7 protein-coding genes are annotated in these 11,999 nt (G+C 55.2%); 4 read left to right on the top strand and 3 right to left on the bottom strand.

All coding sequences use genetic code 11. The annotated features are described in order from the left end of the window. Nucleotides 1-46: 46 nt before the first annotated feature. On the bottom strand, nt 47-328 hold the full coding sequence (locus tag DV733_RS01255; protein ID WP_049993373.1) for a hypothetical protein: 282 nt from the start codon (nt 326-328) through the stop codon (nt 47-49). A gap of 361 nt (nt 329-689) precedes the next feature. Between DV733_RS01255 and DV733_RS01250 the strand changes: the two genes are divergently transcribed. Next, nucleotides 690-2,417, top strand: a complete 1,728-nt coding sequence (locus tag DV733_RS01250; protein ID WP_049993372.1) for a hypothetical protein — start codon at nt 690-692, stop codon at nt 2,415-2,417. Nucleotides 2,418-2,538: 121 nt separating this feature from the next. Beyond that, nucleotides 2,539-3,399, top strand: a complete 861-nt coding sequence (locus tag DV733_RS01245) for a hypothetical protein (RefSeq protein WP_049993371.1) — start codon at nt 2,539-2,541, stop codon at nt 3,397-3,399. A 29-nt stretch (nt 3,400-3,428) separates the two neighbouring features. On the opposite strand, the gene DV733_RS01240 is transcribed toward DV733_RS01245, so the two are convergent. Both DV733_RS01240 and DV733_RS01235 read right to left on the bottom strand, forming a co-directional pair. Next, nucleotides 3,429-4,163: a hypothetical protein gene (locus DV733_RS01240; RefSeq protein WP_049993370.1), complete on the bottom strand. Its 735-nt coding sequence runs from the start codon at nt 4,161-4,163 to the stop codon at nt 3,429-3,431. Between the two features lie 289 nt (nt 4,164-4,452). Next, nucleotides 4,453-5,613 carry a hypothetical protein gene (locus DV733_RS01235; RefSeq protein ID WP_049994304.1) on the bottom strand — a complete coding sequence of 387 codons (1,161 nt, stop codon included), beginning with the start codon at nt 5,611-5,613 and terminating at the stop codon, nt 4,453-4,455. A 1,598-nt stretch (nt 5,614-7,211) separates the two neighbouring features. Here DV733_RS01235 and DV733_RS17005 point away from each other — a divergent pair. Together DV733_RS17005 and DV733_RS01230 are read left to right on the top strand one after the other, a co-directional pair. Beyond that, a complete protein-coding gene (locus tag DV733_RS17005) occupies nt 7,212-7,508 on the top strand; it encodes a hypothetical protein (RefSeq protein WP_156586216.1) in 297 nt (98 codons plus the stop codon). After that, nucleotides 7,501-11,970 (top strand): DEAD/DEAH box helicase, encoded by a 4,470-nt coding sequence (locus DV733_RS01230; protein ID WP_161569332.1) that lies wholly within the window; start codon nt 7,501-7,503, stop codon nt 11,968-11,970. The genes DV733_RS17005 and DV733_RS01230 overlap by 8 nt, the downstream gene beginning before the upstream one ends. The last annotated feature ends 29 nt before the right edge of the window (nt 11,971-11,999 follow it).

Raw genomic sequence — 11,999 nt, 5'->3', positions numbered from 1 at the left:
AAGATTTATTCGACCCCAGCCAATCGCCTGTAAATGAACCGACCGCTTAGTCGTCGTTCGCCTGGCTTGCTTGGAGATCTCGGATGATCTGAGCAGCTTCTGACGCGACATAGTCGTACCCGCCTTCGATAGCCAGCCCCGCTGTTTGTCCCATCGCCTTCTCCATATGCCCTATGTAGGCCTGCCCGGAATCCACAGTGCTACCAGCACGGAACAACGCACCTCGCGGTCCGCCTAATTCCATTCCTTTCTGTTCTTCTAACTCTACGATGATGTCTTTTGCTTCGTCGAGTTTCTGTACTCGGACGCTTGCGTTTGTTTCTTGCATTGGTTCGACCCGAACAGGTTGAGAATCTACCCACTTTTAAAACTCTGGCTCATAGCCGATCCAGACCCTATATAGAACGCGAACAGAGGGGGCCAACCAGTCCCAACGATAGAAGAGACGATACGTGAAATATCGAATACGCTCGTTATAGCGCCTGATACAGGGATATTTTTGAACTAGGGTTACAGCACCCGTATTTGCGTGGGAAGCTCCAAAGAGCAGCGTGGCCAACAATGGAAATTACGGAATCGTTGTACAGACCGCATACGAGGGTAGTCTGGTGACGGGTTCCTCTGGCTAAGACATATGATGGGCGGCTAGCGGAACTATCAACTAGTCTGCTTTAGTTTACTTTCACAACATGTACCAGATCATCTCAGAAGACCCTCCGCGAACAGATCCAACGACGTGGTTGGCCTTCGGAGACCTCGACCAAACACCCGTTGACGCCGGCTGGATCCACCCTTATCAGCGGGGACGGGCCTCTATACAGATTCAGGAGTGTGAATTGACACAGGCCTTCGACACACAGGCGTTTCTCGTCAATGTTGACGAATTAGATCCTATCCTTGATGCCGATCCAGACACGGATATGGGTGATATCGAATTCCGCCCAATGCGGTATGGCCGACGACGAGAGTCGTTAGATGATCCAATGGAGCCCTACTGGGAAGAAGACCTGACGCGTGAGATCAACGGAATTCCAGTGTCAAGATTCATTATGAATTTCGAATATGAGGCACCACTCATCGATACCGGTTTTATTGAGTACCACAACTTGGTCGAAACCGACAAACGCCAATTCAAGGAGTTGGAGTCCGACGATGTTGCGGTCCGTTTTAACGCGGATATCTGGCGAGCAAAATATGGATTGACAGCTGAATCGACCGGTCATTCAGTCCGGGAACAACGTGTCCGCGCATCATTCTTGAAAGAGTATCTGGAAGAACGCGGGAAGGCGATCGTACTCTCGTATATGCAGCGCCGGACAGTTGAGCCGAGCGACGCCGTTTCTATCGATGAGTCGGTGTCAGTGCCGGTCTCAAATGGCACCTCTAAACGCGAATTCCACCCCGAACGAATGCCTGGGTTAGGTCATTCATGCTGGTTCTATTGGACGTGCCCAATCCTTCCGGACGATATTCCTCAGTCAAGAGAGTCCGAAATGGCCGAACACCGGGATCACCTCTCTTTTCGGACACAGAACGGTCACGCCGTCACAAAACAAGCCGTCGATGATGGGTCTGCCTTTCGAGAGACGGGGATTAGCCGTCCGCCCGCCGGTCCTGAGGACCACGACTACATACACTTCGACCCGGCAGTACTGGAACGATACCGCAACGACCCGAGAGGAAGTGTGGAGGAGTGGTCGGAGCAAGGGTTGACAGTAGATTGGTTAGATCGGTGGATGGTGCGGCTCTATCGTAGTGACAATGAACAACTTGTGTTGCTGGTCGATGATCTTACTAGTATCGGAGATACGGAACTCTCGTACTGGCATCAACATAATGTGACTCCTGGAGGAGAGGTGCCGGAGGAGATGGTGCAGAATTATGTGTACGCAGAACCGGTAGATACCTTCGCTCCCGCTCAAGCCGTTCTCAACGGGATGCGAGAGGCTGATTCCATATTCCAGTCGCTCCGCGGTGACCCACTCTTTCGGGATATTCCGTCAGATCATCACGCCGAGGACCTGCTTACCCCGGTACGGAACGACCGGAACGAATTACTGCAGATCATGCAAGATCTGGATAATGTCCTGGTTGAACGGGTAAATCAGAGTGCGATCGAAGCCATTACAGGACAGAATGCTGGTGGGACGAAAAACGCTATATTTGATTTGTATGAGTTTCTCGCAGATACCGACCGTGCTGCAGAACTGATGGCACCGATCAACGCAGTCCATTACTTCCGGAACGAAGAAAGCCATGATAGAGTCCAATCGGGCTGGACAGAGGCTCTAGACGAACTGGATGTAGAAGAAAATACGGATATCCTAGAACTCTATCGGTATACCTTCCAGGGGGTGGCGGACTCACTTGATGAACTCGAATCGTACCTGCAAGAGAACCAACCGCGGTTAGAATAGACGGATCTGCTGGAACTTGCATCTGTGAATATAATTTAGACTATTGTGCGCAAGCGCTCCCTGGTACTAACCTGTAACCTTCCAACAACTATTATGCGAACAGACATCCTGTTGACGGATAATGGAACTGCCAGAGACACCTCAGGTCACCTATCAGGACGTCCTCAAAATGGCCGTTCTCCTGGCAATCCCCACCATGCTGGCAGTCATCTACTACGGCACCTCCCTCCGGTTCCAACAGACCCTATCTCTTGATCATACTAATCCCCGTCTCTACAACTTCTGGACGAACGCACTCGTCCACGAGCATCGACCAGGTGACGGCCACCTAATCGGCAACCTCGGTGGCTACTTACTCTTGGTCTTCCCTTGTTGGGTCCTTCAGATTTACTGTGAGCAGGAACGTCGATTCTGGGCCGGATTGGGTATTATCCTAGCGATCGGTCCATTCATCATCAGCGCCAGCAGCTACCTTGCGTTCTATGAAATCCTAAGCTTTGAGATCCAGAACGACCGAGGATTCTCCGGAGTTGTCGGTGCTCTAGCCGGATTCCTGCTCATGTCTATCCTTCACACGTTCGCTCAGAAACAGGAGGAAACGGTTGCCGTGCTATCGATGGGACTCTACTTCGGGTATCTGATGCTGGGGTTCGGTATACTGACTAATCGGAGCGTGGTCATCAGTGTGGGCGTACTCATCCTCTTTGGTATGTTTGCCGGTACGCGAACCACATACGTGGCATCGGCCGCCGAACTATCTGAATGGGGGAATAAAAACGGTCGGCTGAGCTTGGTACTCTTAGTTTCGATCCTCGTGAGCGTCCTCGGATTCACTGCCTCGCTCCCGTCAGATATTACGTCCGGCGGCGGATTGACAAATATTGTGGCGCACGGTGTCGGCATCCTATTCGGTATGGCAGTTGCAGGAAGCCTCCGATACCACTACAAACGATCCTCTGCGGAAGAATCGGCCGCCGACTGATACCATGTACCAGGATTGCTTGAGGGATCTCAGTCTACGAGCGTCACCTCCACTCCGTATTCCAGATGCGGTGTTTGTCGGCTGCGGTGATCGCCGACAGCGTCGTATAACGCCTCCACGTAGATGTCCTGAATGGTCGCTTCGACGTCGTCACTCACATCACCGGTGACGTGCTCGTCAATGAACCACGTTGCCGCCCTGTCTGCTTCAATGTAGATGGCTTCATCTTCGTGCGCGGTCCACGCAGTGCGCCCGGTCCATCCAGCGAGCCCTTCGTAGAGCCTCTCCTTGACGACCTGTTCCGACCCAGTCTGCCATCTGGTTACGAGGTCGTCCGCGACCTCCGTGACGTTTCGGACGAGAGCGGTGAACGGTTTGACCGGCCGCCCAACCTCTTCGTGAGTGTCGATTGCGTCAAGCGCTTCGCTGCGGATACGATCAGCGATGAGGTCGTGGTCAAGTTCCAGCGCTTCAACTTGGAGAGTTTCGCCGTGATCTTTGACTGCAACGCCGCTTCCGCCGCCGGCCTCCGCCCACGTTTGAACCCCGATCCACTCCTCGCCGGTTCTGATAAGGTGGTCAGTCACGCTGTGAGTGGAGTCGTGGTCACGGTTATGAGCGCGAACGGTGACGTCACAGGCCTTCCCTGGGTGATCGTGTTTGAGAGCTTCCCTGGCTTTGTCTTCTACCGTTTCAAGGGCCACGTTCTTCTCGTTGCCCTGATCTGTGCTTTCACCGACTTCAGATGCGGTTTTTCGTGTCATTGGTGTCGCGTGCTGTCCGCTGATCGTACTGCTAACACGCGACGTCCGACGACGCGCTGGCCTCGCGTCGGCAAGGGTCTATGATACCAGGGATTGCGGTATCGAATTAGTGTACCAGAGAGGGTCTATGCATCGTCAGCTTGTAGATGCGGGGGGATTCTCGGGCGTCGCTTAACTGCTCAAATGAACCTGTCAGGTATAAACCCTCGTCCCGCAGCGGTCACGACTTCTCACTCAGCAGGACACGCGTGGAGCGAAGTGCGGACTATTTCTAAGTTCCCTCACTACCTCACCGGTCGTCTCGCAACACCCACGGCTTCGCATTCGGATCGTACTCGCTGATCTTCCCGCTGTGACTGCGTGTCTCCGCGGCAAGCACACCGATATGCTTGAGCTGCTGCACGAAATTGAATAACACGTTGGTGCGGATGATGTCCTTCCAGACGGCTTCCTCCTCGTAGATTCGAGATACCTGGCCAGCCTCGATCAGTTCCCGCGCCCGTGTACGCCCCGCTCGCGTGCAGAACGTGTTCAGGAAGACGTTCGGATACTCGTGAACCAACCGGCGAATCAAGTCGGGAAAGTGAATCCGCGGGCCTTCTTTCCGCAGCGCATCAAGTAACAGCCGGAATTCGGGGTGTCGCTCGTAGCAGTTCCGCAGCAGAATGGCGAGCGGCTGATGTTCCGCGACGACCGTTGATCGGCCGACATCACTCTTGATCGCATCAAGCTCTTCGAGCGTCGAAATCCCGGACCCGCGGAGCACCGTCGCCGCGAGTTCTCCCTGGTCAGTCAGCGTGAATCGACCAGTACCCTCCAACAGTCCGAGCGACAGCGCACTCCGCCGGGCCTGGGTGCCCGCGCCGAACCCGTACTCGGCTTCGATCACATCCACCAACTCATCGCCAGCCAGCGTGCCGTGCTGATCAACCGCGACGACCGGTGCGAGATAATTCAGTGGTTGGGCAAGCGAGAGACTCGCAATATCACCGGAAATGTCACTGCGACGCAGTCGAACCGACAACTGCCCCTCGATATCAACGACCTGCTCGTGCGACTCCGACGTCGGCGGGCCCGACCACCGCGTCACGCCATCATCCGTCGCACCAATCACACCAACACCCTTCGACCGGAGCAAATCAGTATGTTGCCCGACAGTATCAGCAGCCGCCGCGAGGTACGAGACGTGCGCGCCCTGCTGGTACGTAAGCGCCTGCCCGATCCCGCGGAGGAGGCCGCTCGACCCCTTCACCTCGACGGCAAACACGCGATCAGCATGCGTGAACCCGAGCACATCCGGATACCGCCCACCAATCGTGATCTGATGGGTCTCGCACCGATCCAAGACACCTTGATGCGATCCAGGCACGTGAACCAGCGGCTGGTAATCGTGTGTTTCGAGTTCATCGGTTGAGAGGGTAAATACAGCTGCCTTTTTATAGAGAACCATCCACCACTGGACAAGATAACAGAGTAATACCTGTTTTCTCATAGTTATATTGGATAGATGGGGTTGACAGCTCAGGATAAACATATAATATCTGCCATAATTGGCAGTAGCCTTGCTATGTGCTACCGAGGACGAATGGAGAGAAAAATTTCCCAGCGAGTTTCTAAGGTTCCCCCCTAATCGAACCAACCGCAAAAATGCCTCGTGGACTCTCTACTAACTCTAAATTCACACTCAGATCAAATCTGATTTGAAATAGTAATTGATATTGGCACCACTATTAGCCAGGGACCAGATATAATTTCGTATCTTTTTAGCCCGTACTAACTACCGACAATTTTCAAATGGTAGTATAAGTGTCATTTCCAAAGTTCAGATGCGGTAGGCTCAGCAACTATTGGCAGAATACAATATATAATTTAATTTTGTCATTATCGGATAATCACTCCGACAAAACCACTCGATTATATACGTACCACTACAGACTAATTCCCCTGAAATCGGGCACCTCATAGCTTCTAAAGCAATAATTGCGGGGCGAACTTTTTTATGCCCTCGCCTCTACGGTTGAGGTACAACGGAGGTGACACTACTCGGAAAGTTATGACCCGCCCGCCCATACCGGCCCTGGCAGGAAGGATGGACGGGCTGACAAGACAGCACGATGGCACCACCGTAGTGCCTTGCTGTGGTTTACGCAAGGCGTTCTACTGGTAAATAGCCTTCGCCATCCGCTGCTTCTTGGAATAAATGTGACTGCGGTGGCATGACCAAAAATTTCGGTCCTGTGTTAGGGGGCCTGCGTTCGCACCGCATCGCGTGTTGAATCGGTTCTCGCTCGAACCGTGTGCCGCGTGAATGAACACGCTCGCTTGTCCCAACCCACAGGACTCTGGTACGCCCCTTCCCGTGGCGATAGCTCGCTACGAGCAGCTGACATCTGCTCGGCAGGCTCGGGATCGAGAGGGACACCTCTGCGCAATCGAAGAGGGGTACCTCTGCGAGTCCAGTAGCTCAGCGAGATTCACCGTCACGAACCGCCATCAGTTCTGGTAGGGAACTTCTGGTGACCTACTATTGCTTGGTGGCGACCCGCAGCAGCCACAAAATCGTGGTCTGTCCCGTCCGCGGGGTGAACAAGCCTCGTTTTGGTACTGACCGTAAGGACGGCCGCACAAAGACAAAGCTGTTGGCCGGGCCCCAGCCGGTGGACCCTCCATTCATGGTGGTAATCCGTCTGGGACGGCGAGTTTGGCCACTCGCCAGAGTATCGTTTTCCAATTACTCGAAGGCTGTCAGCACTTCGACTCGGCTGCAGGCCGTGAGCAATGCTGACGTTACCTCAACACTTTGATCATTAGAAAATTCAACAACACGATGGACGTACAGACGACTGATCAGCAGTTTGCGACCGGGGTTCGTGTGGTCGCACTTAGCGGACTAGCTCACACGCGTGGGCGTACACGCACCAAGGGGGTGCGCACAGAATGAGTACCGAGGCTCAGTCTCAAGTGGGGAAACGAGCAACAAGTGACTCTCGGGGCAACGTCCCGCACCCGTCTAACCATGCACGTATGCGGTGGTTCCAACGTGCAGGCGTGACGGAGTTCGATATCCGAGAGGCGTGGTATCGATCACCGAGTGTCGGCGTTCCGGATTACGTAGGAACCAAGGGACGCCTACACGAGCCGAGCGGGACCGTTCTTATCGCCCGTGATGGAGTTATCGTTACCGTCGTCTATACGGGCGACGAACGGCTCAACGACGACCACCTCTGCGTATGTGACCGGTGTGGCTACCGTTACGACCGGCTACCGGACGACAGGGAGTGTCAGTGGTGTCGGGATAACCGCGCGTCGTGGAGCGCCGCTCTGGAGGTGGTTTTCGATGAGTAAGACGCGCTCGAAACGCCAGACACTTCATCCGTCGCGTATCGCCCAGTTCTGCAAATTAGGGCAGTGTTCGATGTACCTGTTCCACGAGTATGTGGACGGGTTCTTCGACAACGCCGACGTTGACGATGTGCCTCTCAGTCCGCTGTACGCGGAGACTGGGATGCAGTTCGAGCAGTCGCAGTTAGAGGCGCTGCTGGAAAAAGACGTCTATAGTGTAGGGACAGACCAATCATCTGGTTCGCTGAATTTCGACGAAACCTGGCACGGGGACGCGAAAAGGGATATGCAGCGGATCCAAGAGCTGGTAGAGCACGTCGAAGACGGGACGGTCAACCGACCGGTCGTTCTCTATCAGACTCCTCTAAAGGTGGACGTCGGTGTTTGGCCTGTCCGGAGCGAAGTCGATGTCGTCATCCTCTATCCGACTGAATCAGGGGTAGGTATCCGCGTCATCGAGGTCAAATCCGCGACGACTGCCAAGACGCATCATCAAATGCAGGCCGCGGTGTACGTTCTGCAGTTCGAGAACCTGTTGGACATCGAGGTAGAGATAGCTGCGAGTATCGTCGCACAGGACTCTCCACTCTCAGCAGTCGTGACTCCGTCCGGTCTCCGACTCGACCGTCTAGGGACGTTCGAACTGGACACCCGGAAAAACGACATCGGTCTGCTGCTCGAAGAGAACGGAACCTTCGACGAGCTCCTATACAATGCGGACCCGAACGACCCCCCGAATAACCGGATCGACGCGCGATGTGAGGGTTGTTCGAAGCAGGCGAAGTGTTTCGCTCGGGGCGTAACGAACCACGGACTGGAACTTCTAGGTACATTCGGTCTTTCCGAGGGTGTTCAGGAATCCCTCCGTGAGTTCGGAATCACGGAAATCGACGACATCGTCGATCTCTACGAGCTCCCTACAGACGGACGGGAACGAAAACCGTATCGGTACGACCACATCGAACCGAAAGACCCCGATAAGGTTCGTGACATCCAGCGAGAGACGGAAATCTCAAACCTCGCAGACCTGGCACAGGTCGCCCATCGGTTCCTCCGCGAGATCGATCCCGAGTTCAACTCACAATGGGAGCGAACAGCGGGGGGCGTAGGTCCCTGGAGCGAATATCTGATAGGAACCGGAAGCAACCTTCCCGATGACGACCCGAATATGAAGGGCTGGGACGAGTATCCCCGGAAGTCGCTGATCCGGATATACCCCTATGTCCAGGTAGACCATGTTCGTGACAGGGTTGTTCTCCTCGCAGCCAAGGTAACATCCACTCGGTATGAAGAAAAAACGGGAGACGACGGCGTGTTCGTCATCGCTCGTCCGTCGGGCCTTCCTGACGACCATGACGACGCCGCTGACGAAGAAAAGCGTCTCCTCGAAGACTTCTTCAAGAAGCTGGCCAACGCCGTAGATCAGGTAGCACCTGATCTTGGAGGTAATACGGGCCACGGCTCTAATGACGGCTACATCCACCTTTACCCGTATTCCAACAGCCAGCGTGACGCGCTGATGGATGCGGTCAAACGGCACGACAAGCTGTACGGCTCCGAGGCCATCCAGACGATGCTCGGATTCCGTGCGGACATCGATCAGGAGGCCGTTAGCATCCTTCAGGATGACTTCCGCCAGCGCCACGCGCTACGTTATCCGGGCCTCGGGATCGTCCAGACGGCGACTCAGTTCTTCGGCGGGACCGACTTCTCGTGGGAGGACACGCGTAGTGGCGGAACTCCTCTGAAGACTACCTTCGCTGAGGGGTTCTTTGAAGTCGGCGTTCCTTTCGAGAAGCAAGGAGACCGTATCGTCCCGCGATTCGACCAAGGGTATCAGGTTCCGGACGCGAACGGCAAGGATTACTTCAAAAATCATTATCCGATACTAGGCCGCCATCAAGACGGGCTTCCGTTGGAGTACATCTGGGGTTGCGACGAATTAGACCGGATGAAGCCCGACTGGGCAGACGACCAGGAGACCCGCGACCGGATCATCCGGTTCCGTCACCACACTGACGAGCAGTCGAAGCGGATCACTCTCGACGACATAGAGGAGATGGTCGAAGCCGTCTGTGGTGCATACCAGCACATTGAGCGGTCTATCGGCGGTAAAGACGCGTTCACTCCCAAGGAGGCAATCGACATCGGGAATCTCGCCAATCTCTCGCTGGGTAACAGCAGTCTCCAATCCACCGTCGTTGAGTACCAGAATCTCGAATTCGGGACCCGGCAGCGAGACCGGGAAAACCACTACCGGAAATCCCTAGCGGAACGTGTCGCTGCCGGTCGTGCTATTCCCTTCGAATGCACTCGGACGCCTGAAGACGACGACCGTCAGATCAACGGCCAGATTATCCGAGATATCGGTGACGGGCCTGATAGCGGGCTACAGGCGGAGACACCGCTCGCAATCGAAGCGGGTGATATGGTCGTGATGACCCCGCTTCGAGAGCAGTCTGATGGATCCTACGAGGAAACGGTCGAGAAGCCTAAGAAGTATGCAAATTCCGTACTCGGGTTCGTTAATCACGTGAACACCACTGCGGGAACAGTCAGCATCAGTGCACCGTGGCGGTATCGCCGACGTGGTGAACCCTGTATGGTGTGGCACAAGGGATGGACGAACGATTCTGACGAGTTGGAAGACAATGTCGAACTCGTTCAGGACGGTACGGCGTGGGTACTCGATCCGGCCGTGGATGACTTCTCCGGCTCTCGCGCTCGTCAAGCCATCCGATACGCGCGTCAGAACGACATTCACAACCGCCTCCTAGATCTCTATGACCACAACCAACAGACTGCGCTACAGTACTCGACGCCGTTCTGTTCTCAGACTGCCCTGCAGGCGTTCCTGACCGAGTTCGACGACGTCATGGACGAGTCAACGAACAAGAAGCAGAAAAAGTTCGTGAAGCACGTGAATCACTCTGTGGTCGTGGCACAGGGGCCTCCTGGGACTGGTAAGACATCATACGGCCAAGCACCGGCGGCCCTCGGTCGAGCCTACACGTTCGAACAGAATGAGGAGTCGTTCGGAGGCGTAGTTTCGGCGCACTCGAACACAGCTGTCGATGAAGCCGCTGAGGCGGTCGCTGATGCCCACGAACGGCTAATGGATCAGAAGGGTATGCTGACCGGTCTCCGGTTGATTCGCGTCCGTTCAGCCGGTGAGCGGCTCAGTCACTCGAATCCTAATTTCGAGGACTTACAGTACTACGAAGACCGGTCGAGGCTGCGGGAACTCTGGGAAGAGACGATGGCAAGTGACGAGGCCGAACAGGTCATATTTTTCACGACGCCTGTGACGCTCCGAAATCTGACTGATGCAGTTGCTTCGATCATTGACGAGGACGTGGACGACATCACGCTCGACAACGAGGACAACGTTGACGCACTAATTCGATCCGGCGATGCCCGGGTGTTCGACTATGCGCTGATCGATGAGGCGAGTATGATGGATTTGCCGCTACTGTTCTTGCTCGGTGCATTCCTGCGAGAGAGTCGTCAGTTGATGTTGATCGGCGATCATCGGCAGATGCGTCCCATTCAGAGCCACGACTGGGAGTCGGAAGACCGAAAGACGATAGAGGAACACACGCCATCGCTCTCAGTGCTGAACCTGATGCGTTTCCTCCGAGGGCAGACCGACGACGACGAGACGCTGGAGTACTTAGAGCGTGAGCCCCCTCAGTGGTCGAACCCCGATAGCGTCCTTCCTCTCGTGCAGTTCGACACGACGTATCGGTTCACGACCCCGATGGCTGATCTGGAGACAGAACTGTTCTATCATAAGGACAGCCTGTCACTCTCGTCTGGGGTCGATAGGCCCTTGATTCCGGATGTGACCGGTACTTCAGGTCTCCCCAACTGGGCCCGGGCTGCACTTGATCCCGAACCGCGGGTGACGCTGCTCCTCCACGACGACGACCAGTTCACCAAAGACAGCCCCGTCGAAGAAGCGATAACGAACACGCTATTAGAAGCACTTCCCATCGCCTCGGGCCAGAGCACCGGATCAAATGATGTGACTGCTGGAGTTGTCGTACCCTTCCGACTTCAGCGCCGGAGGATGCAGGACAGTATCCCTCAGGGGGTTACGGCAGACACGGTAGAGCGCTTCCAGGGTGACGAGAAGGACGTGATGGTGCTATCAATGACGGCAGGTAACCAGGGCTACGTCAACTCCCGCGCCGATTTCCTGCTCGACGAGAACCGATTCAACGTCGGCATCTCACGGATGAAGCGGAAAGTGTTCATCATCGCCTCGAAGTCGATATTCCGCGCAATCAGTCCCGACGTCAAGGACTACGAGCGTCAGAAGGCCTGGAAGAAACTGTATCAACTTCTGGGTGTGGCTGACCGTCAACCGGACGGCGAGGCCACGCTCACGCAGTCCGAGGTGCCGGAACTGGCGAACGGACGAGAGGTGAATCTGGAGGTGTACACGGGCTTCAGCGACTAAAGATTCGACTGCGTCCGTCACCGGATAGC

It is taken from the genome of Halapricum salinum, assembly GCF_004799665.1.
Lineage (GTDB): Archaea > Halobacteriota > Halobacteria > Halobacteriales > Haloarculaceae > Halapricum > Halapricum salinum.
Note: the sequence above shows the minus strand (reverse complement) of the source record. Positions and strands in the feature narration are given on the sequence as shown.